The organism is Streptomyces roseirectus (assembly GCF_014489635.1).
GTDB classification, from domain to species: domain Bacteria; phylum Actinomycetota; class Actinomycetes; order Streptomycetales; family Streptomycetaceae; genus Streptomyces; species Streptomyces roseirectus.
Window position 1 is genome coordinate 517,301 of sequence record NZ_CP060828.1, and the last position, 24,789, is coordinate 542,089.

General features: G+C 73.8%; 2 protein-coding genes. Both read right to left on the bottom strand.

Translation table 11 applies throughout. From position 1 onward, the window contains the following. Window positions 1-87 precede the first annotated feature (87 nt). Complete coding sequence (gene fabD, locus IAG44_RS02010; RefSeq protein ID WP_187745406.1) at window positions 88-3,582, bottom strand: ACP S-malonyltransferase; 3,495 nt, start codon at window positions 3,580-3,582, stop codon at window positions 88-90. After that, window positions 3,579-24,149 (bottom strand): non-ribosomal peptide synthetase, encoded by a 20,571-nt coding sequence (locus IAG44_RS02015; RefSeq protein ID WP_187745407.1) that lies wholly within the window; start codon window positions 24,147-24,149, stop codon window positions 3,579-3,581. Before IAG44_RS02015 ends, fabD begins: the two co-directional genes overlap by 4 nt. Window positions 24,150-24,789 lie beyond the last annotated feature (640 nt).

The window sequence follows — 24,789 nt, forward strand, 5'->3', positions numbered from 1 at the left end:
GTGAAGCGCCGGTGCGCGGTCGGTCCCGACGGACCGAACACCGGCGGCGACTCAGGACGTGCGCCGCATGTTACGGGGGCGTAGGCCCTAGCTTTTGAAGGCCCCGCAGCGTTCCTCGATCAGTTGGGCGGTGGCGGTCATGAGGCGGTCGGCGACGGTGTCGACGTTGCGGGCCTGCCAGGGTTCGAGGCTGGTGCCCTTGACCCAGTGGTTGAAGGCGCCCATCGCGGGGCCGGAGTGGACGAGGTAGTCAACTCGGCGTCCGGGGGCGCCCGTTCGGGCCAGGGTGAAGCCGTCGGCGAGGTAGGTGCGGAACGCCAGCGCCAACTTCCGCTTCGCGTCGGGTTCCTGGGTGCCGTGGTGGGCCGTGCGCCATGCCTCCTCGAAGGGGCGGCACAGGTAGGTGTCCTCGATCTGGCGGCGGGTGGCGGCGTCGATCTCGTCGAACGAGGCGTGGGTGCGCCAGAGTTGGTAGAGGCGGTCGGCGCGGGCCGGGAGGAAGACGCCGCGTTTGACCGCCCTCGCGCGGACGCCTAGTTCGAACTGCTCGGCCCAGGGGGCGGGCTCGGTGTCATGGACGTCCGACGCCTGGAGGAGGTCCTTGGCCTCGGGGCTGGTCCCGGCCTCCACCGTGCACTGGTTCACGGACCCGGTGACGAGGAATTCCGCGCCGAGCACCAGGGCCGCCGTCGCCGCCTCCGGTGTGCCGATGCCGCCGGCCGCGCCGACGTGGACGCGGGCCCCGCCGCTCGCCAGGGTGTCGCGCAGGCGGACGACGGTCGGCAGCAGCGTCGCCAGGTCCGCCGCGCCGTCGAGCCAGCCACCGCCCGCCTCGACGCACAGGTCGTCCGCCATGGGGACGCCGGCGGCGCGCGCCGCCTCCTCCTCGGTGACATCGCCGCACGCGACAAGGCTGCGGACGACGTCGGCGGGGGCCGGGCGCAGGAACGCCTCGGCGGTGTCCGTGCGGGAGACCTTGGCGATGATCCGGCCGCCCTTCAGGCGGTACTTGACCAGCGCCGGGGTGAGCCGCAGGAACCCGGACGCCTCGACCGTGCCGACCCCGAGCCGGAGCAGGAGGTCCACGAGAGCGCGTTCCTCCTCCGGGTCGGCGTGCCGGTGCAGGAGGTTCGCGCCGAAGGGTCCGTCGGGCCCCAGCGCGCCCCGCACACCCCGGATCCCGGCCTCGACGTCCGCGAGCGACAGCCCGCCGGTCCCGAGGAACCCCATCGCCCCGGCCTTGGCGATCCGCACGACCAGCGCCTCGGAGGAGATGCCGCCGTACATGCCGCCCGCGAGGTAGGCGAGGCGCAGGCCGTAACGGGCGCGGAAGGTGTCGGCCCCGAGGTCTTCGGCGGAGAGGGGACGGCGGGGGACGGGGGTGGGGGCGGGAAGGGGGGACGGCTCGACGCGGGCCGTGGGCGGTTGGACGACGGCCGGTTCCGTGACGGGGGCGGCCTGGGCCATCGTGCGAGCCGGGGCCGGCGTGACTGCCGGCGTGCGGGGCTCGGCCGGGGTCCCGACCACACCGCGCTCACCGATGAGTTCGGTCACCCGCTCCGATGCCGGAACCTCGGCACGGTCCGCCACAGGCAGGCCCGACGTGCCTGGCGCGGACGGCGTGGCGGCCCCGGCCGGAGCCGACGGGGCAGCAGGCGAAGCCACGACGGCAACGTCCGCCACCCCCGCGACTCCCAGCGCCACAGCCCGCCCAGCGCCCCGCCCCGTCTCCTCCCCCTCCCCGTCCCGCCCCGCCAACTCCTCCCCCGACATCGGCTCAACCGCCGCGCGAATCTTCGTCACCATCTTCTGAAGCGTCCGCCCCGGCCCCAGCTCGACGAACTCGAAATCACCGAGGGCCATCAGCCGCCGCACGGTGTCGACCCAGCACACCTGGCCGGTGATCTGGGCGGCGAGGGTGTCGCGGATGCGGCCGGGAGCGTAGGGGCGGGCGTCGACGTTGGCGATGACGGGGATGCGGGGCGGCCGGAACTCGGTGGCGTCGAGGAGTTCGCGGAACTCGTCGGCGGCGGCGCGCATGTAGCGGGAGTGGAAGGGCGCGCTGACGTTGAGGACGACGACCTGGGCGCCCCGGTCCTCGAAGACGGCGCGGACGCGGTCGACGTCGGCTTCGGGGCCGGCGACGACGATCTGTTCGGGCCCGTTGTGGTTGGCGATGTCGATGCCGGTGAGCCCGGCGTCGGCGAGGCCCGCCTCGACGGTGGCGCGGTCGAGGCCGAGGACGGCGGCCATGCGGCCCCCGCTCGCGCGGCCCATGAGCGCCCCGCGCCGGGCGACGAGGCGCAGCCCGGTGGCGAAGTCGAAGACGCCGGCGGCGAAGAGGGCCGCGTACTCACCGAGGCTGTGGCCGACGAGGCAGTCCGGCGGGGTGGGGTCCTCGCGGGTGCGCCGGAGGTAGGTGAGCGCTTCGACGGCGTACAGCGCGGGCTGGGTGAACTCGGTGAGTTTCAGGCGGCCTTCGGGGTTGGTGAGGCACAGCTCGCGCAGGGAGTAGCCAAGGATCTCGTCGGCCTGGGCGACGAGGTCGGGGTACTCGTCGAAGAGGTCGGCGCCCATGCCCTTGACCTGGGAGCCCTGCCCGGGGAAGCCGAACACTTTCACGTTGCTGCCGCCTTTCGCTGGGGCGCGGTCCCTCACGAGGGCCAACTGCCGGGTGTCGCGGGTGAACGGGGTGAGCAGCGCCATCGACTCGGAGCCCGTGCCGGGGCGGGCCGCGAGGTGGGCGCGGACGAAGTTGTGGAGCGTGCCGGAGGGCCCGGCGTCGAGATAGAGGCACGGCCCGCCCCTCTCCAACTCCCCTACGGTGGCCGCGAATTCGATGGGTTCGCGGGCGACGCGCCACAGGTGTCCGGCGGTGACCTCGGTGAGCGGCCCGGCGGTGGCGCTGGAGACCAGCGGGATACGGGGCGCCCGGAACTCGGCGTCCGCCCACACCGCGTCGAAGGCGTCCCGGGAGGGGTCCATCAGGCGGGAGTGGAAGGCGTGGGCGACCGGGACGCGCTGGTGGGCGATGTCCCGTGCGGCCAGCAGCGCTTGGGTGCGGTCGAGGGCGTGCAGGGGTCCGGAGACGACGTAGTGGGCGTCGTAGTTGTGCGCCGCCAGCTCCAACTCGCGGTGCAGTTCGGGGTCTTGGTGGAAGAGGTCGGGTGCGGTGAGGACGGCCAGCATGCCGCCGGGCGCGGACGCGTCCGCCGTGCGGGCCATCCGGACGAGCCTGCGCAGGCAGTCGCCGGGTTCGAGGACGCCGGCGAGCACGGCGGCCGTGAACTCGCCGAGGCTGGCGCCGAGGAGGACGTCGGGGGTGACGCCGTGCGCCAAGAGGGTTTCGGCGAGGGCGAATTCGACCATGACGATCGCCGGGTGGGTGACGGCGGTGTCGGTGAACGGTTCGGAGACGCGGCGGGCGGGGTCGTAGAGGCGGGCGAGGACGGAGGTGTCCAGTTCGGCGTCGAGCCGGTGCAGGGCGTTTTTGAACACCGGTTCGTGGTCGTACAGTTCGCGGCCCATCTGGTAGGTCTGCGAGCCCTGGCCGGAGAACATGAAGACGGTCCGCACGGTCATCGGCCTCCGTCCACGCCGGGGTGCCAGTGGCGGTCGCGGGCGAACGGGTACGTCGGCAGCGGCACCCGGCGCGGTCGCGGGCCGGGCCACAGGCGCCGCCAGTCGAGGGCGCCGCCCGCCGCCCAGTGGCCGGCCAGCTCGGTCAACCGGCGTTCTTCCAGCCAGAGTTCGACGGTCTCGGCGCTCGCGGTCGTGGCCCCGCCGAAGGCCCAGGGGTCCACGGGTGCGGTGAGGTACTTCGCCAGCGCGTCCCGCAGTTCCCCGAGGTCCCCGGCGACGAACGCGACCCGGGCGGCCATCTCGACGCGCCCGGTCTGCAAGGTGTGGGCCAACTCGGCGAGATCCGGCGTCCGTTCGGCGCCGAGGAAACCGAGCAAGCGCTCGACCGCCTCCCTCAGCCGGTCGTCGTCCCGCGCGGAGAGCGGCACGATCTGCGGCCCGCTCACCGCGACCCCCTCGGGCGGCGTGTACTCCTCCAGCACCACATGGGCGTGGGACCCGGTGGCCCCGTAGGAGCTGAGCCCCGCCCGGCGCGGGGTGCCCGGCTCCGGTGCGGGCCAGGGCCGCAGGTCGTGCTGGAGCCGGAAGGGCGTGTTCTCCAGGTCGAGGAGCGGGTTGACGGTGCCGGAGTGCAGGGTGGGGACGAGGGTGCGGTGGTGGAGTTGCAGGACCGCCTTGGTGAGCCCGGCGACGCCGCCCGCCGACTCGGCGTGCCCGATGTTGGACTTCACCGAGCCGAGCGCGCAGAACCCGGTGTCGTCGGTGTCCCTGCGGAACGCCCGTACGAGGCCCTGGAGTTCGATCGGGTCGCCGAGTTTCGTGCCCGTGCCGTGCGCCTCGACGCTGCCGATGGTCCGCGCGTCGACCCCGGCCTTCGCCAGCGCCTCGGTGACGACGGCGGCCTGCGCGACCGGGCTCGGCACGGTGAGGGCGCTGCCCGCGCCGACGTGGCTGACGGCCGTCGCGCGGATCACGGCGTAGATGTGGTCGCCGTCGCGCTCGGCGGCGTCCAGCGGTTTGAGGACGACGGCGCCGACGCCCTCGGCGGAGACCCAGCCGTCGGCGTCCGCGCCGAACGAGCGGGAGCGGCCGGTGGTGGAGTGCATGTCGACGGCGCCGTAGGTGTGGTACTTCGCGGGGTGCAGCGACAGGTTGACGCCGCCCGCGAGCGCCACCTCGCTCTCGCCCCGGGCCAGGCTCTCGACCGCGAGGTGCACGGTCGTCAGCGAGGAGGAGCACAGGGAGTCGACGGCCATGCTGGGGCCGTGGAAGTCGCAGAAGTAGGAGACCCGGTTGGCGATCATGCCCTGGTTGAGGCCGACCGGCAGCGGACGGCCGTCCACCGGGGCGGCCTGGGCGCCGATCAGGGAGTAGTCCTTGTGCATCGCCCCCGCGAACACGCCCACCGCGCGCCGCCGTTCGGGTCCCCGGGGTTCGACCAGGGTGGCGGGCGTGTAGCCGGCGTCCTCGATGGCCTCCCAGCACGTCTGGAGGAACAGCCGCTCCTGCGGGTCGGTGATCTCCGCCTCGGCGCGGGGGATCCGGAAGAACTCCGCGTCGAACCGGTCGGCGTCCGCCACGAACCCGCCCCACCGCGACGGCGTGGGCTCCGCCCGCCACTCCCAGCGCCCGGCCGGGATCTCGGTGACGGCGTCGTGCCCGTCGACCAGGTTGCGCCAGAACGCGGTCACGTCCTCGGCGCCGGGGTAGCGGCCGGCGAGCCCGATGACGGCGACGGGGCTCGCCGGGGCGGTGTCGCGGCGCCCGGGATCGTCGTCACGGCGTCGAAGGGCCTCCGGCGTCCCGAGCGTGCGCCGCGCCAGCTCCGGCCGTCGCAACGCCGCCCGCCCCTCCCCCGTCCCGCCCGTCCCGTTCCAGCCCTCCACCACCGCATGCGCGTTGGTCCCGCCGTCCGCGAAGCAGCTCACCGCCGCGACGAGCGGGGCGTCCGGCCACGGTGTCGTCTCGCGTGCGAAGGTGAACGGCGTGGCCGCCAGGTCGAAGTGGTCCGGCGGCTCCTGCCCGGACAGGAACGGCACCACCTGCCGTTCCCGCAGCATGAGAACGACCTTGATGAATCCGGCGATGCCCTCCGCGCACTGCGGGTGCCCGATGTTGGGCTTCACCGAGCCGAGACTGCACGGCACGTGCGAGCCGTCCCGGTACACGGCCTGGATCGCCTTGAGTTCGACGAGGTCGTGGACGGCGGATCCGGCCGCGTTGGTCTCGATGTGCGTGACGTCCCCGGGCCCGCGCCCGCTGCGCGCGAGCGCCTTCGCCATCACCGCCCGCTGCGCGACCGGATTCGGCGACGCGGGCCCGGCCGTCCGCCCGTCGTTGTTGACGGCGATCCCCTTCAGCACCGCCTGCACCCGGTCCCCGTCGGCGAGCGCCCGCTCCAGCGGTTTGAGGACGACTACCCCGGCGCCCTCCGCGAGGACGGTCCCCCGGGCGCGCCGGTCGAACGCGTGGAACGCGGGTTCGGGGCTCAGCACCCCGCGCTGCTCGAACAGCCGGTGCCCGGCGTCGTCCGCGAGCAGGGTGATCCCGCCGACGACGGCCGCCTCGGCGTCGCCGTCCCGCAGCGCCTGCGCGGCGGAGTGCAGGGCGACGAGCGCGGAGGAGCACGCCGTGTCGACGACGACGCTGGGGCCGCGCAGGTCGAAGAAGCGGGAGACGTTCGCGGCGAGGTAGTTCTGGCCGACGGCCATGATCGGGTTCCTGGTGCGGCTCAGCGTCTCGTCGTCGGGGAGGTGCCGGCTGCGCGCGCCGACGTACACGCCGACGTCCCGCCCCTTGACGTCGTCCGGCCCGTACCCGGCGTCGGCCAGCGCGAACAGGGTCTCCTCCAGGAGCACCAGCGCCTGCGGGTCCATGGCCCGCGCGTCCTCGTCGGACAGCAGGAAGCGGGCGGGGTCGAAGCCGCCCCGGTCGAGGAGACCGGCGACGAGTCCGCCGTCGCCGCCCCAGCGGTCCGGCGGGACGGGGGCGATGGCCGAGCGGCCCTCGATGAGCAGGGTCCAGTAGGCGTCGAGGTCGGGGGCGCCGGGGAAACGGCAGGACATGCCGATGACGGCGATGTCGTGGGGCTTGGCGGGGGGAGGCGGGGTGTGCTGCTCGGCGGGGGCTGCCACGTCGGCGGAACGGTCCGGCGCCGAAGTGCCCTCAGGGCCGTCCGCGCCAGCGCCGTCCGCCCCGGCCGTCCCGCTCCCGAACGCCGCCGCGAACTCCCCCGGATGCTCCGCCGCCAGCCACGCCACGAACCCCTCGACCGTCGGGTGCTCGATGAACGCGGTCGGATCGGGCTCCACCCCCAGCCGGCTCCCGACCTTCCGCAGCAGTTGCACCATCACGATCGAGTCCGTCCCGAAGTCCTCGACCGGGACGTCGACGGCGAGCTTGGCGGCGTCGAAGTGGAGCTGGTCGGCGATGAGGCCGAGGAGCCAGGCGGCGGCGTCCGCTCGCGCGGTGTCGGCAGCCGCTGTCGGCAGGGCCCCGGCAGGCTCACTCACGGGCGCCCGCCCGGGATCGCCCGGTGTCCGCGCCGCCGTCTCCCCCGGGCCCGCGTCGATCCGCCGCCGGATCAGCGGCTCGGGGCTCCACCCGGCGTCATGGACGATCGCCGGCAGGACGACGGGCCCCGCCCCCGTCCGCAGCAGGTGGTCCAGCAGCGCCGTCCCCTCGGCCTCCGTCACGCTGCCGAGGCCGGTGCGCAGGTAGCCGGGGCCGGGGCGCTCGTCGCCCATCCCGACCCCGCTCCACGACGGCCACTGCACGCTCAGCAGCGGCAGCCCGTGCGGGCGGACGGCGGCCACGTAGTCGGCGTAGGCGTTGGCCATGGCGTAGTCGCTCTGCCCGACGGCCGCGCTCGGCACGGCGGCGGCGACGGACGAGCAGATCGCGAAGAACCTGAGGGGGTGCCCGGCGAACGCGTCCACGAGCGCGTCGAGCCCGCCGACCTTCGGATCGACGACGGCCCGCACGGCGTCGGCCGGCTTGCCGACGAAGGCGAGGTTGTCCCGGTCGGCGACCCCGGCGCAGTGCAGCACCCCGCCGACCGGCCCCGACTCCCGTACCTCGCGCACGAGTTGCCCCAGCGCGGAGTCGTCCAGGGGCAGCGCCAGCACCCGCACCCGCGCCCCGGCCCGCTCCAGGTCGATCAGCGCGTCCAGCGTGGGGTCCTCGGCGCGCCGGGACTCCCACTCGGTGCGGTCGGGCAGCCTGCGGCGGCCGGTGAGGACGAGCCGGCGGACTCCCCAGTGCCGGACGGCGTGCCGGGCGAAGGCGAGCCCGAGGCCGCCGGTGCCGCCGGTGATCCACAGTGTCTCGTCGGCGGCGAACTCGCCGGTGAACGGCGGGAGTTCACCAGCGCCGGGGCTCTCCTTGAGTACCGCCCGCTGCCGCTGTCCGCCGTGGTGGCGGACCTCGGACTCCTCGCCGCCGTCGGCGAGTTCGGCCAGGAGCTGCCGGGCGGCGGTCCGGTCGTCGTCGAGCGGGTCGAGGTCCACGTGGCGGGAGCGGACGTTCGTGTACTCGCTCTGCAGCATCCGGTACAGGCCGACGCGGTCGGCGCCCGCGAGCTGGGTGCGCCCCTCGCTCTCCAGGCCACGGGTGACGCCGAGCAGGACGACCGGCTCGGCGGCCAAGGCGCCGGCCACCAGGCGCTGGATCCAGGGCAGCCACTCGTACAGACCGGCGTGCGTGCCGGGTCCGGCGTAGGCGCAGCCGGTGAGGTCGACGCAGGCCCGGTAGCGGTCGGGGCGTCCGGACAGGTCGGTGACGACGTCGGCGTCCGGGAGTTCACGGGCGAGGCGGGCGGCCAGGTCGAGGGTGTCCGGGGTGGCCAGCACGGCGACGGGCGTGGGGAGTTCGCCGGGGATCGCCGGGGCCGGTGCCCAGTCCTTGGTGAGGAGCCGGGTGCCGCGCGGGGCGCGTATGCCGGGGTGTCGCTCGTCCAGGTGGGCGGCCAGGTCGCGGATCGTCGTGTACTCGAAGAGCAGCGTGGGCGGGAGGCTCGTGCCCAGTTCCGCCTCCAACGTGCCGACGAGGTCGAGGACGTTGACGGAGTCGATGCCCAACTCGTAGTAGCCGACGGTGGGATCGAGGCCGTCGGCGTCGCGGTTCAGGGCGTCCGCGATGAGGCGGCGTACGCGGTCCTCGGTGGCCGTCAGCGAGGGGCCGGCCTGGAGCGAGGTGCCGCCCCGGGACGCGGGCGCCACGCGGGTCGCGGGTGTCTCGGGCCGGATCAACTTGCTGGCCATCCCCCGCAGTTCGGCCAGTACACGGCCGTCCCGGGACAGGAACTCCACGGTCAGCCGGGCGATCTCGTCGCGCCGACCCACCGACGACCGCGCCACCCGCGCCGTGCACGGCCCGTTCAGCGGGGCCGCCGCGCGGAACGACTCCACGTACATCGGCAGGAAGAACCCGTCCTCGTCCCCGGCGACGTCCGCCAGCAGCGTGCCCGCCGCGACCGCGCCGCCGAGCATCAGCCCGGGATGGAAGAGGTGCCCGCTGCTCGCGGCGCCGGGCGGCGGGGTGAGTTCGGCGATCACCTGCTCGGCGTCCCGCCAGACGTGCCCGGCGGCGCGCACGGCACCGCTGTAGACCTGGCCGAGGTCGCCGTCCCGGTCGTACACCGCGTCGAGGTCTTCGCCGACGGCCGAGGGCGCGGGGGCGGCGGGCCGGCGGGGCGGGTCGAACCGGACGGGGTCCGTCGTCACCAACTCGGCGGTGGCGTAGGGCTGTCCGTCGAGGCCGGCGACACGGATCGACCAGCGGTCCTCGGCGACCGGGTCGGCGTCCAGAGTGATCCGGACGGGGGTCTCGGGGGTGACCGCGAGGGGGCGCAGGGCGGTGAGGTCACGCAGTTCTAGGCCGTCGTGGGCGTGTCCCCGCTTGCGGAACGCCTGGTGGACGAGGTCGATGTAGGCGAGGGCGGGGAGCAGGAGGCGGCCCGCGACGCGGTGGCCCGCGATGACGGGGGTGTCGGAGGTTAGGGTCAACTCCTCGTGGATACGCGGTACTTCGGGCGCTTCGGTGACCGCCGGTGACTCGGGCGCTTCGGTCGCTTTGGTCGATTCGGTGACCGCCGGTGCCTCGGCGCTCCGGTACCAGCACCGCTCCCCCGCGAACGGATACCCCGGCAACTCGGCCCGCTGCGGCGGGACGTCGTACAGCACACGCCAGTCGACCGGCTCCCCGGCGACCCAGGCGGCGGCGAGCTCACGCGGATCCGTGGCCGCCTCGCCCGGCGCCCGCGATCCACGGCGTACGACTCCGGTCCACACCCCCGGCGCCTCACCCCGCCCGTGCGCCTCCAGTCGCGCCAGCAGTTCGGCGTGGTCCTCGTACACGACGGCCACCCGATGCGCCATCGCCTCGCGCCCCGTCTGGAGCGTGTACGCGAGCGACGCAGGATGGACGTCCGCGCCCTCGGCACGGAGAAAGTCCGCCAACTGACGAACCTGCGACCCGAGTTGGTCCGCGTCACGCGCCGACAGAGTCGCCACGTACGGAGTGCGTCCGCGCGGAGCCGGATGGGGCCGCCCCGGCACGTACTCCTCCAGCAGAACATGGGCGTTGGCCCCGCCCGCACCGAACGCGCTGACCGCTGCGGTGAGCGGCAGTGCCTCACCCCCGGCGTCCAACCGGGGTGTCCACGCCGCGAGTTCACGCTGCACCCGCAGCGGAGCGGTCTCGAAGTCGATGTGGGGATTGAGCGTGTCGGCGTGCAGCGAGGGCGCCAGCTCGCGGTGCCGGAACTGGAGCAGCACCTTGGTGACGGCGGCCATGCCCGCCGCCGACTCGGCGTGTCCGATGTTGGACTTCACGGACCCGATCGGGATCTTCCGTCCGCCTTCCAGCGACTGCCCGCCGAACGCCCGGACGAGCCCGGTGACTTCGATGGGGTCGCCGAGGGACGTCCCGGTGCCGTGGGCCTCGATGTAGTCGAGGTCGGCGGCCGTCCACCCGGCGCGCTGGAGCGCGGTGGCGATGAGGTCGCCCTGTGCGCGGGCGTTGGGCACGCTGAACCCCTTGCCCGCGCCGCCGTGGTTGACGGCGGACGCCTTGACGACGGCGAGGATCCGGTCCCCGTCCCGCTCGGCGGCCGACCGGCGTTTCAGCAGGACCGCGCCGGAGCCCTCGGCGGGCACGTACCCGTCGCCGTCCGCGCCGAAGCTGCGGCAGCGGCCGTCGGTGGAGAGGAAGCCGCCCCGGCTGAGCTGGAGGTACTTCAGCGGGTGGCTGGAGATGTTGACGCCGCCGGCCACCGCCGTGTCGCAGTCCCCGGCGCGGATCGCCTGCGCGGCCAGGTGGATCGCCGTCAGCGACGACGAGCACATGGTGTCCAGGCCGACGCTGGGCCCGTCGAGGTCGAAGAAGTAGGAGACGCGGTTGGCGACGGACGCGTACGAGGAGGAGGTCGCGGCGCCCTCGCCGCGCAGGGTCTCCTCGACGCCGTGGAGCTGGTAGTGGCCGTACATCATGCCGACGAACACGCCGGTGCGGCTGCCGGCCATCGTCTCGCGGGTGACGCCCGCGTCCTCCAGGAGGTGCCAGACGGTCTCCAGGAAGATCCGCTCCTGCGGGTCGATGTGTTCGGCCTCCACCTGGGACATGCGGAAGAACAGCGGGTCGAACCGGTCGACGTCCTTGAGGAAGCCGCCCCATTTCGCGTACGCCTTGCCGGTGGCGTCGCGGTCGGGGTCGAACCAGCGTGTGTGGTCCCAGCGTTCGGCGGGGATCTCCTCGACGGAGTCGACGCCGTCGCGGAGGTTGCGCCAGAACGCGCGGGGGTCGTCGGCGCCGGGGTAGCGGCCGCTGACGCCGATGATGACGATGTCGTCGTCGGGAACGGGGAGTTGGGGCGCCGTCGAGACGCCGGGTGCCTCGGTGGCGGGCCTGGACTCCCTGGACTCCTGAGGGCCGGCGCCTGTCAACTCCGCCAGTTTCGCCCCGTGTTGCTCGACGAAGTACCCGGCCAGCTCCGACACGGTGAAGTACTCGAAGAACAGCGTCTTCGACAACTCCCCGAACTGTGCCTCCAGTTCCCGCGTGAGGCTCAGGACGAGCAGCGAGTCGATCCCGTACCGGTCGAACTGCTCCTCCGGGTCGATGTCCGCCACCGGCATCTTCAGCTCGGCGGAGAGGAGTTCGCGCAGATACCGCTCGGCCGCCTCCCGTAGACCGGGCGACGCCGGAGCCGCCTCAGCAGCGGGCGACGCGGCTCGTGGCGTCATGTGCTCGGCGTCCAGGGCCCGTTGGATGAGTCCGGCGTCCCCGGTGGCGAGCAGCAGCCGGGGCGCGGAGCCGGTGAGGGCCCGCTCAAGTCCGTCCAGCGCGACGCCGGTAGGCAGCGGTCCGAACCCCAACTCCCGGCGCATCGCCTGCTGCGTGGCGGGGTCCATGGTCATCCCGCCGCCTTGCCACAGCGGCCAGTTGACGGCGAGGCTGTGCCCGGACCGGCGTCCCTGTTCGCGCAGTCGCTCGCGGCGCAGCACGAAGTGGTCCAAGTAGGCGTTGGCGTAAGCGTAGTCGGACTGGCCGACGCTGCCGAGCGCGGCGGCCGTGGAGGAGAACGCGGCGAAGTAGGCGAGCTGTTCGTCGCGCGTCTCCTCGTCGAGCCAGCGTGCGCCGAGCACCTTGGGGGCGAGGACCGCGTCGGCCTCGGCGCGGGACTTGCGCAGGACGAAGCCGTCCCGCAGGATCCCGGCGGCGTGCAGCACTCCCGCGATCCGCCCGGAGTGCTCACGGGCGGTGTTCACCAGGGCGGCGACGTCCTCGCGGCGGGTGACGTCGGCGCGGACGTGCAGGACGCGCGCGCCCGTGTCCGCGAGCCGTGCGATGCGGTCGACGGCCTCGGGTGTGGGCGCGGTCCGGGAGGCGAGGACGATGTCGGCGCCGTGCGCGGCGAGGCGTTCGGTGAGGTGGAGCCCGATGCCTCCGGTGCCCCCGGTGACGAGGTGCGCGCCGGGCAGCGCGAACGGCGACGTGGGCGCCACAGCGGGCAGTTCGGCCGGTTTCCAGGCGCCGGCCAGCCTCCGCGTCCCGTCCGTCCACACCTCGACAGGGCTGTCGGTGAAGGCGAGTTCGGCCGAGGCGGCGTCGGCGGGGGCGGTGTGTGCCGGGTGGGCCACGGTCGTCATCCGCAGCCCCGGGTACTCCGCCCGCACCGCGCGCGCCAGCCCGCTGACGGCCGCGTGCTCGGGCTCGCCCTCGGGGTGGACGTACAGGTAGCGGGCCTCCCCGGCGCTGCGGGCGATCCAGTCGCGGCAGAAGGCGAGCGCGGTGTGGAACCCGTCGCGTTCGCCGGGGAGTTGGACGACGGCGACGGGAGCGGTCAGGCCGGAGAGGTCGAGTTCGGCGCCGGGGTCCACGGTGACGATCCGCGCGCCGGTGCATGAGGCGAGCCGGGCGCCGATCTCCCGACGGGCCCCGTCGAGCAGCACCAGCGTTTTCACCGGGTGCGCGGCGGGGCTCGCGCTCTCCCGCCAGTAGGGCTCGAAGGCGACCAGCGGTTCGTCGCCCTGCGGGGATCCGGGCAGCGCGCGCAGCGTGAACCGCTCGATCCGCGCGACCACCGCCCCCTCGTCGTCGGTCAGTTGGATGTCGAAGACCTTCACGCCGGGCGTCGAGCCGTCGTCGGTGCGCCGCGCGTGGGCGTGGCAGGTGTCCGGCAGCCGGTCGGCGGTCAGTTCCACCACGCCGACGGAGTAGGGGAGGTGAGCGGGGGCGTGCGGGTCGTCGCCGGTGGCGACAGCTCCGGCGGTCTGGAGCGCGGCGTCCATCAGCGCGGGGTGGAACCGGTAGCCGTCGCCCAGGTCGGCGGGTGTCACCAGGCGTGCCAGTGCCTCTCCGGTACCGGTGGCGATCCATTCGACGGCGCGGAAGGACGGCCCGTAGTGGAAGCCGGTCGCCTCCACGCGCCGGTAGTAGTCGGTGCCCGAACTCCGGTCGGGGCAGCGGTCGTTGAGGGCGGCGAGGTCGAGGGTGCGCCGTTCGCCCCGGGTTCCGGCGACGGCCGTCCCGGTCGCGTGCGGCCGTCCGGTGCCGGTGAGCACTTCGAAGGCGGTGCGTCCGGCCTGCCGGTCCAGCCGGATCCGTACGGTGACGTCGCCGTTCGCGGTCTGCACGGGCGCGGCCCAGGTGACGTCCTCGACGCGGTTCACCGGCCGGCCGTCGCCGCGTCCGAGTTCGTCGGCGGCGCGGGCCATCTCCAGGAGGACGACGCCGGGCAGGATCGGGGTGCCGTCGGCGACGTGGTCGCGGAGGTAGAACTCCCGGCCGGTGAGGCGTTTGGTGGACTCGTGGGGGCCGATGGTGTCGAGCAGGGGGTGGGCGGGGCTCTCGACCCAGTGCCGGGTGCGGTCGAAGGGGTAGGTGGGGATGCGGACGCGGCGGGCGTCGCCGGTGAGGCCGTGCCAGTCGAACTCCTCGCCCTCGGCCCAGAGTTCGGCGAGTTCCGCGAGGGCGCGGTCGCCGATCAGGGAGTCGAGGTGGCGCTGCCAGGAGGCGCTGCGGGGGCGCCCCTTGCCGGCGCGTCCGCTGTGTGTGCCGGACGGCTGCGCGCCTGCGGCGAACGCGTCGAGCACGGTCAGCGCGTGCTGCCGGTCGGTGGCGACGAACGCGAGGCGGTGCGGCATGGGTTCGCGGGCGACGCGCAGGGTGTGGGCGACGTCGGTGAGGGCGGTGCGGCCTGCGCGGAGGTGGGTGGCGAGTCGTCCGGCACAGGCGGTGAGGGCGGTCCTGCTGCGGGCGGAGAGTACGAGCAGGTGCGGCCCGCTTCCGTCGGACACCGTGCCGCCGTCGTCCTGCGGCGCCTCCTCAAGGACCAGGTGCGCGCCCGCCCCGCCGAACCCGAACGAGCTGAGCCCGGCCCGCCGGGGCAGGTCCCCGGCGCGTTCCCACGGGGTCGCCTCGGTGACGATCCTGAACGGGCCGCCGTCCAGGTCGAGATAGCGGTTCTCCTCGACGACGTGCAGGCTCGCCGGGATCGTCGCGTGGCGCATCGCGAGGACGACCTTGAAGAGGCCCGCCATGCCGGCGGCGGCCTCCAGGTGGCCCACGTTGCTCTTGACCGAACCGAGCCCGACGGCCGGTGAGTCGGGCACCGGGCGTCCCGCTTCCTCGTACAACTGGGTGAAGGCGGTGCGCAGTCCGGTCACCTCGATCGGGTCGCCGAGGGCGGTGCCGGTGCCGTGGGCCTCGATGTAGCCGACGGCGGCGGGGTCGGTGCCGGCGGCGCGGTGGGCGCGGGCGATGACCTCGGCCTGCGCGTCGGGGCTGGGCGCGGTGAGGGAGTTGGTGCGCCCGCCGTGGTTGACGGCGGAGCCCCGGATCACGGCGTGCACGGGGTCGCCGTCGCGCCGGGCGGCGTCAAGTCCCTTGAGGACGACGGCTCCCACGCCCTCGCCGCGTACGTAGCCGTTGGCGCGGCTGTCGAACGCCTTGCAGCGGCCGTCCTCGCTCAGCATCTCGTTCCGGCTGAGGGCGACGTACAGGGCGGGGTCGAGGATGAGGCTGACGCCGCCCGCGATCGCGAGGTCGCAGGAGCCGTCGCGCAGGGCGGTGAGGGCCTGGTGGATCGCGGTGAGGGAGCTGGAGCAGGCGGTGTCGAGGGCAAGGCTCGGGCCGCGCAGGTCGAGGAGGTAGGAGACGCGGTTGGGGATGATCGACAGGGCGGCGCCGGTGATGGTGTGGGGTCCGGTCTCCTGGCCGGCCGTCCGCTGGACCTCCAGGTAGTCGGAGTTGGTGACGCCGAGGAAGACGCCGACCCTGCGTCCGGCGAGTTCGGACGGCCGGATCCCGGCGTCCTCCAGGGCCGTCCACACCGTTTCGAGGACCAACCGCTGCTGGGGGTCCATGAGTTCGGCCTCGCGGGGGGAGATCCCGAAGAACGCGGCGTCGAAGCGGTCGACGTCCGGGACGAAGCCGCCCCAGCGGGAGCGGGCGGGCACCGAGCGCCAGTCCCAGCGGTCGGCGGGGATCTCCTGGATCAGGTCGTCGCCGTCGGCGAGGTGCTGCCAGAAGGCGTCCAGGTCGGGCGACTGCGGGAGGCGGCCCGCCATGCCGACGACGGCGACACCGGTGTCCGCGCCGGGGCGGGCGGTCTCTGCCTCCGGGCGCGCGGCGGCCGTGGTCCGGGTGCCGTAGCGGGTCCTCAACTCCGGGTGGGTGTGCAGGAGATGGGCGGCCATGCCGGTGACGGTCGGGTACTGGTAGAAGGCGGTCGGGTAGACCTCGACGCCGAGGAGTGTGCCGATGCGGGTGCTGAGGGTGGTGAACCCGACGGAGTTCAGGCCGAGTTCGCCGAGCGGCCGGTCCCTGGGCACGCGGTCTTCGGTCACTTCCGCGACCTCGGCGACGAGGCGGGCGAGTTCGTCGGCGAGGGGGTCGGGGCCGTGCTCGTCGGGCGCGGGGCCCATCTCGCCGTACGCGGCGCGCAGTTCGTCGAGCGGCGCCGAACCGAGCCGCACCCGGTCGGTCTTGGCGTTGAGGGTCTGCGGGAACTCCCGCAGCGGGACCAGGACGTCCGGGACCATGTACGCGGGCAGCCAGGCGTGCAGCGGCGCCGGGTCGACGGGTTCGCCGGTGCCGGTGTAGAAGCCGCGCAGCATGACGCCGTCGACGGCTGTCGCGGGGACGACGACGGCCTCGGTGACCCCGGCCAGGCGGCGCAGCGCGGCCTCGACCTCGCCGGTCTCGACGCGGTGGCCGCGCACCTTGACCTGGGTGTCGGCGCGCCCGAGGTAGACGAGGGCGCCGTCGGGCAGGGCGCGGACGAGGTCGCCGGTGCGGTAGAGGCGGGCGGAGAGTTCGGGGGCGACGGGGTTGGGGACGAAGCGTTCGGCGGTGAGGTCGGGGCGGTTCACGTAGCCGGTGGCGAGCCCGTCGCCCCCGATGTGGAGTTCGCCGGTGACGCCGGGCGGGACCGGCCGGCCGTGCGCGTCGAGGACGAGGAGCTGGGTGTTGGCGACGGCCCGGCCGAGGGTGACCCGGCCGCCGGGGGTGAGGCGGGCGACGGCGGACCAGATGGTCGTCTCCGTCGGGCCGTACAGGTTCCAGGCGGCGCGGGTGCGCTCGACCAGGGCGTCGGCGGTGTCCTGGTCGAGCGCCTCTCCCCCGCACAGGGCCGTCAGCGCCGGGTCGCCCGGCCAGCCCGTCGCGAGGAGCATCTTCCATGTGCTCGGCGTGGCCTGCATGACGGTTGCGCCGCGACTCGCCAGGTGGCGGCGGAGTTTGACGCCGTCCTTGGCGACGTCGGCGGGCGCGATGTCCACCCGGCCGCCGGTGATCAGCGGCAGGTACAGCTCCAGGGCGGCGATGTCGAAGCAGACGGTCGTCAGGGCGAGCAGCGTGTCGTCCTCGCCGAAGCCGGGCTCGTCCTTCATCGAGGTGAGGAAGTTGACGAGGGCCCGGTGCGGGACGGCCACGCCCTTGGGGCGGCCGGTCGAGCCGGAGGTGTAGATGACGTACGCGGTGTCGTCGGGGCCGGCTGCCGGGCCGTCGGGACGTGTGGGGCCCGCGAGTTGGTCGAGCCTCAGCCTCGGGACGGTCATGCCGCCGAGGGCGCTCTCGGCGGTGCCGGTGGTGAGGACGAGGTGCAGTCCGGCGTCGTCGGCCATGTAGGTGAGCCGGTCGACGGGGAACGTCGGGTCCAGCGGGACGTAGCTCCCGCCCGCCTTGAGGACGGCGAGCAGGGCGACGGGGAGGTGTCCGCGCTCGACGAGGACGCCGACAGCACGGCCGGGGCGGACGCCCTCCGCGCGCAGGTGTCCGGCCAACGTGTCGATGCGCTCGGCGAGTTGACGGTATGTCAGGGACCCGGTGTCGCTGGTGACGGCGAGTGCGTCGGGGCGGCGGGCGGCCTGTTCCTCGACGAGGTCGGGGAGGGTCCGTTCGCGCGGGTAGGGGCGGCGGGCGTCCTGCCAGCGCTGCTCCATCCGGCGGCGTTCGGCGTCGGTCAGCAGGGGCAACCCGCCTACGGGGCTGGTGGGTTGGGTGAGGGCGGACCTCAACAGGGCCTGGAAGTGGTCGCCGAGGCGGCGGACGGTCGTCTCGTCGAAGAGGTCGGGGTCGTACTTGAGGGTGTACGCGCAGTCGGTGGCGCCCTCGACGATCTCCAGGGTGACGTCGAACTCGCCTTCCTGGTGCACCCCGTGGAACACCTCGCGGACCGGGTCGCGGTCGCCGGGCTCCACCCAGTTCTGGAAGTAGAACGCGGTGCGGAACAGGTCGGCGGTGTCGGCGCGGCCCGCCTGGCGCAGGGCGTCGGTGAGGGTGATCAGCGGCAGATGGGCGTGTTCGAGGGCGTCCAGGACCGTGCGGTGCACCTGTGCGGCCAGCGCGGCGAAGTCCTTCCCGGGGTCGACGTCGGCCTCCAGGACGACCATGTTCATGAAGTAGCCGAGGGTGTCCTCGAATTTCACGGCCGGGCGTCCGGCGGCCGGGGTGCCGACCCTGATGCCGCGCTGCTGGGTGTAGCGCTGGAGCAGGGTGAAGTAGCCGCCGAGCAGGACGGCGAACAGCGAGGTCCGCTGCTCGGCCGCGAACTGGCGTGCCAGGCTGACGAGTTCGGCGTCCATGCGGCCCTCGACGGCGGCGCCCCGGTGGCCCGGGACCCGGGGGCGCGGGCGGTCGTAGGGCAGGGCGAGGGGTTCGGTCCCGGCGTCGAGGCGGCGCAGCCAGTAGGCGCGCAGCCTCTCGCCCTCGGGGCTGGCGAGGAGTTCGCGCTGCCAGGCGGTGAAGTCGGCGAAGGTCGCCTCGACGGGGGCGGTGTCGGGAACGCGTCCGGCGCGCAACTCGCGGTACGCGGTGGCCATTTCACGCAGGAACGCGGCGATGGACACGCCGTCGAAGACGATGTGGTGGAAGGCGAGGAGCAGGACCTGTCCGCCGTCGCCCTGGGTGAAGAGGGTGACACGCAGGAGGGGGCCGTGCTCCAGGTCGAAGGGGCGGCGGGCCTCCTCGCGGACGCGGTCACGGACCGCCGTCTCCTCGGTGACCGCCAAGTGGCGCTGCTGGAAGTGGAGTTCCTGCCAGGCGGCGACCGTGCGGACGGGGCCGTCGTCGGTGGTGCGGATCGCGGAGCGGAGGCTGTCGTGGCGGTCGACGAGGTGCTGGAGGGCCAGACGCAGGGCGCCGACGTCGGTGGCGGGGTCGAGACGGAAGGCGAGGGGGAGGTTGTAGGCGTAGGTGCCGGGGTTCATCCGCTCGATGACCCACAGGGCGCGCTGGCCTTCGGAGAGGGGGCGGTCGACGGAGGGGCCGTCCGCGATGACGACCGGGGGCAACGGCGCCCTGACGGGTACCGGCGCGGGCGCCTGTTCCCCTTCGACCGCCCCCAGCGTCCCCGACTCCGCGTAGTACAGGGCGAGTTCACGCAGCGTCGGATGGTCGTAGAAGTCCCCCAGCGACACGGTCACGCCGAACGCGTCGGCGATCCCGGCCACGATCTTCATGCCGGTGAGGGAGTCGAACCCGTACGACGCGAGCGGCTGGTCGGGGTCGATGTCCTCGTCGAGCTTCAGGCACCGGGCGACGATCTCCGCGAGCCGGGTCTGCAACTCCCCGGAGGGCGCCGCGTGCACGGCGGCGGGTTCCTCCTCCGGCGCGGCGGCGGCCTGAATCGTGAGGGGTCGTAGTCCGTCGCTCTCGCCGATGATGACGTGCTGCCCGCGCGCCCGCCCGTCCGCGCCGGCGCCCCCGGTGACGGTGACGTCGCCGAAGCCCTGTTCCCGCAGCAGCCTGCGCCAGGTCTCCGGGTGCGCCAACGGCGAGTCGGGCAGGCGGAGTTCGCCGTCGTCGAAGAGCCACCAGCCGTCGAGGACGCCGCCCACGACGGTCGTCGAGTCGCGGACCTCGGTCAGTTCGTTGAGGACGAGCCAGCCGCCCGGCCGCAGCAGGTCCTTCGCCTTGCCGAGGGTGGCGCGCAGGTCGGCGGTGGCGTGGACGACGTTGGTGGCGAGGACGATGTCGAAGGTGCCGGGCTCGAACCCCTGCTCCTGGTGGCCGCGTTCGAGGTCCAGGACCCGGAAGTTCAGGAACCCGGGAGTGCTGTACCGGGGGCGCAGGCGGGCCTCGGCGTGGTCGAGGAAGTGCGGGGAGATGTCGGTGAACCAGTAGGAGACGCGGTCGGCGTGGGGCGCGAGGACCGGCAGGACCGCGTCCGTGGTGGCGCCGGTGCCGGCGCCGAACTCGACGACGCGCAGCCGTTCGCCGGGCGCGAGGCGGGCGACGCGCTGTTCGAGGTGGACGCTGACGGCGTCGCGCACCAGTTCGTTGAACGAGTCGGTGAGCGGGTTGGCCTTGTAGAAGTCGGCGACCAGGGCCATCGAGGAGCCCGGGAACATGATCTCGGTGGCGCGGATCTCGCCGCGCAGGATCTCGGCGTAGGCGCGCAGGAACAGCCGGGTCAGGGTGACGGTCGGCGCGAGGTCGGGGTGGTCGGCGGCGATCCGGTCGAAGCGGGGTTCCAGCGCCTCGGCCGAGTACGCGCCGGCCGGGCCCGCCGTGTGCGGGAGGCGGACGCGGGCGCCGTCGAACTCGACGTACCCGTTGTCCCGGAGGATGTTGAGCAGCGCCTCGTACAGGCGGCGGAACTTGGGCAGGACGCCGAGCCGGTCGGCGAGTTCGTCCCGGTCGTGGCTCTCGCCCGGGACGGTGAGGACGCCCATGCCCTGGAGGACGCCGAGGACGGCCGGGCGGCAGACCTCGGTGAGCTGTTCGTAGCCGGTGATGACGCTGTGGACGCCGGGGGCGTCGTCGGCGCGCGGGCGCAGCAGGAGCGGGGCGGCGTCGCGGAGGGTGGCGGGAGCGGCGGTCTCGGTCTGCCGGGCGGGCGGGGCCACGGCGGCGCCGAGCGCGGTGAGGGCGGTGTCGTCCGCGTTGATCGGCAGGAGCCGCGGCAGCCGTCCGGCGAGGGCCGCGCCGATGGCGGACAGGCCGTCGGCGATGGTGAGTTCGCCGATGCCGAGGCCCTGGAAGATCTCCCGCAGCCCGGGGCGGGCCCCGGAGCCGACGGGGCCCCAGTAGCCCCAGTCGATGACCCGCACGGGGTAGGGGCGGCGGTGGGCCAGGTGGAGCGCGTAGGCGTCCTGGAGGGCGGCGGCGCAACTGTAGGCGCCGTTCCCGGCGGTGCCGACGAGGGCGCCGACGGACGAGAAGAACGCGAGGAAGTCGAGGGGTTCGGCGCCGAACGCCTCGTCGGTGGCGACGCTGCCCTCGGCCTTCACGGCGAGCGCGGCCGCGAACTCCCGTTCCCCGAGCGCCGCCAGCGGGCCGGGGTCGAAGGTCATCGCCGCGTGGACGACGCCGTGGATCGCCCCGAACCTCGCCCTCGCCTCCCGCGCGGCCCCCTTCAGCGCCTCGGCGTCGCGGCAGTCGGCGCGCAGGTGCAGCACCTCTCCCCCGAGCGCCCTCGCCCGCTCGGCGCAGGCCCGCTGCTCCTCGTCGAGCGGGCTCCGGCTGATCCACACGACCTTCGCGCGATGGTGTTCGGCGAGGTGCAGGGTGAGTTCGCGGCCGATGCCGCCGGTTCCGCCGACGATGACGTACACGCCGTGCTCGCGGTAGGGCGCCTCGGCCGGGGGCGGGAGTTCGAGGGGTTGCAGCGCCGGGGTGTAGCGGGTGCCGTGGCGCAGGAGGACCGTCTTGCCGGTGGAGTCGCAGGGTTCGTCGAGGACGGCGGTGATGAGGGCGTCCGGGGTGGGTTCGGTGTGCGTGAAGTCCAGGCAGACGGCCCTGATGTCGGGGTGTTCCTTGACCAGCACCCGGGTCAGGCCGTGGAGTCCGGCGGCGAAGGGGTTGGTGACGGGGGCGCCGAAGGCGTCGGTGGCGTCGTTCGTGACGACCGTGAGGTGGGGGCGGGTCCGCTGGGCGGCGAGGTGCCGGGCGGTCGTGAACAGGGCGAGGACGCCTCGGTGGTGACTGGTCGTCAGGTCGCCGGGGTCGCTCTCGTCGGCTGCGGGGCGGATGCCGCCGAGGTGGTAGACGCGGTCGACCTGGCCGGCTTCGGTGAGGGCCGCGGTCAGGTCGTCGTGGTCCAGGTCGACGATGCGGGTGGTGCCGTGGCGGTGGTGGTGGGCGATGCCGTGCGCGAGGGGGGTGGCGTCGGAGGTGGTGAGGATGAGGACGTTGCCGAAGCGGGTGGGGGTCGCTGCCGGGCGGGGGGCGGGGAGCCAGGTGGGGCGGTAGTAGGCCATGCCCTGGCGGGCCATACCTTGGTGAGCCATATCTTGGGCGGGCTCAACTCGCTGTTCCGCGCGTCCAGTTGGGGCGATCGCCTTGGCGCTGGGGGTCGGCAGCCAGTACCGCTTGCGGGCGAACGGGTAGGTCGGCAGGCCCACTCGGCGGGCGCCGCTCGCGGGGAGCCTGGTCCAGTCGACGTCGGTGCCGCGCACCCAGTGTTCGGCCACCACGCGCAGGTCGCCCTGCTCCAGGGCGCGTTGGAGCGTGGCGTCCGGTGCGACGCGGTGGGCCGGGGCCGTGCCGGTCAGCAGCGCGGCGGCCGGCTCGCCATCGGCGTACGCGCGCAGGAGTTCGCGGGCCTCGGTCATGTCCCGCGCGGGGAAGGCGAGTCGGGCGGGAAGTTCCTCGCGGCCGGTCTGGAGGGTGTGGGCCAGGTCGGCGAGGGTGACGGCCGGGGTCGCGGACGGGGGCGGCGGGGTGAGGTCGCGCGGGGTGCCGGCGCCGGTGAGGTCGCGCGGAACGCCGGCGTCCGCGAGGTCGCGCAGGGTGCTGGCGCCCGTGATGACGTGCGGGGTGCCGGCGCCCGTGGGGCGGACGTCCGCCCCGAACTCCGCGTCGAGTTCTTCCGCCAGCCGCGTCAACTCGGCGGCTCCGCAGCCGTATTCGTGCAGCGGGGTGACCAGGTCGAGGTCGTCGACGCGGACGCCCAGCACCTCGGCGGCGAGGCGCAGGCAGGTCGCCTCGGCCGTCGTCGGGTCGTGGTCCGGGGTGGCGGCGCCCAGCGTGGCGGCGTCCGGGATGGCGTCCGGCGTGGCGGCGTCCAGGAAGTCCGCGAGGCGTCCCGCGTACGCGCGCAGCCGTTCCTCGTCCCGCGCCGACAGCACGACGAGACGTGGACCGGTCGCGGGCGGCGGGGCCGTATCGGCGACGTACTCCTCCACGACGACGTGGGCGTTCGCCCCGCCCCCGCCGAAGGAGCTGACCGCCCCGCGCCGGGGCAGTTCGGCGCGCCGTCCGTCGACGTGCACGGCGAGGGGCCGTTCCCACGCCACCGCCTCCTGCGGGACGAAGAACGGCGTGCCGGTGAGGTCGATGTCCGGGTTGAGTTCGCCGGAGTCCAGGGACGGCGCGATGGTGCCGTGCTTCAGCTGCATCAGCATCTTGGTCAGGCCCGCGATGCCGGCGGCGGACTCCAGGTGCCCGATGTTGGACTTGACCGAGCCGACGGCGCAGCGGTCCACGGCGTGGGCGAGGGTGTCGTCGAGGTGGTCGGCGAACGCCTCGCGCAGGCCGGCGATCTCGATGGGGTCGCCGAGGGGGGTGCCGGTGCCGTGGGCCTCGACGCAGCCGATGGTGCGGGGGTCGATCGCGGCCTTGCGCAGGCTCGCGCGGATGACGTCGGCCTGGGCCTGAGGGCTGGGGACGGTGTAACCGCCGGTCTTGCCACCGGAGTTGACGGCGGAGGCGCGGATGACGCCGTAGATCCGGTCGCCGTCGGCTTCAGCCTGTGCCAGGGGTTTGAGGAGGACGGCGCCGACGCCCTCGCCGTCGACGAATCCGTCGGCGCCCTTGCCGAAGCTGCGGCAGCGGTCGCCGGGCGAGGTCATGCCGTTGTCGGCGAGGGTGCGCAGGTGGGACTCGTGGAGGATGAGGTTGACGCCGCCGGCGACGGCGATCGCGCAGTCCCCGGCGCGCAGGGACTCGCAGGCGAGGTGGACGGCGGTGAGGGAGGCGGAGCAGGCGGTGTTGACGGTGAGGCTGGGGCCGCGCAGGTCGAGGGTGTAGGAGACGCGGTTGGCGATGGACCAGTGGCTGGACCGGGCGGCGTTGGGGGCGCCGAGGGCAGTGGCTGAGCCACTCATCCACTCGTAGTCGCTGTTCATGACCCCGGCGAAGACGCCGACGGGGTTGTGTTCGCGCGCGAGGCGGCGCGGCGGGTAGCCGGCGTCCTCCAGAGTGGCCCAGACGGTTTCGAGGAAGACGCGTTCCTGGGGGTCGATGCTGTCGGCGTCGACGGGGGCGATGCCGAAGAAGAGGGGGTCGAAGGCGTCGGCGTCGTCGATGAGTCCGGCCCAGCGGGGGGTCGCGGAGGGTTCGCCGCCGGGGAAGCGGTCGTCGGGGACACGGCTGACGCAGTGTTCGCCGTCGCGGGTGCGGGCCCAGAGTTCGTCGGGGGTCGCGGCGCGCGGGTAGCGTCCGGCGAGACCGATCACGGCGATACCGGCCGGCGGGGCCGGCTGTCCGGCGCCGCGCTCCGCGTCTTTCGCCTGTGCCTCGCGCAGGAGTCGCAGCAGTGCCGTGCGCTTGTGGTCCATGTCCCTGCCCTTGCCTGCCGTCCCGGGCCGTGCGCCGGCCGCGTCCGCTGTGGTCGTCATTCCGTCACCGTCCGGCCGTGGGGGCTGTGGGCCGAGAACTCCGTCAAATCGGCGGCCGGGAAATTGACGGAGCCGTGCACCGAAAGGGGGACTACGGATTTCCGTAGTCCTGTGTGCGGATCCAAGCGTGCCGAACCGGGCCAGGACGGACTTCCCACGCGGTGAAGCCTGTGACCCAGGTCATGATCGCGGAATATGCGTTCACCGAACTCGGCGCCAATCTGAGCATCGCTCAGGATTGTCGAACTGTGAGTCACGACACCATTCAGGAATGCCGGGTACGGTGTCGCTTCGCACGGACTTCGCCCTCTCGAAGATCGAATACTCGGCGGTGGACCCTGGAGGGGCGCCGCTTCCCCGGCATCCACCTTCACGGCCGGATCCGGCCAGTGTCACCACCTGAGCAGGTAGGTTTGCCCAGCCAGGCCACTCCGGGGGCTACTCAAGCGGGTAGGACCGTGCGGGAGTCGGCTCCGGCCGGGGTGACGGCGGTCCGCCCCCGGCACCTTCTGACACCCTGTCCGCCGTTTCCGTCCATTCACGGAGTTTTCGCTTCCCGAGGGTAACGGTCAGGCCAAAAAGGCGTGTTAATCTTCAAGGGACCGTATTAACCTTCAAGAACTCCCCCCGCACCCTTTTT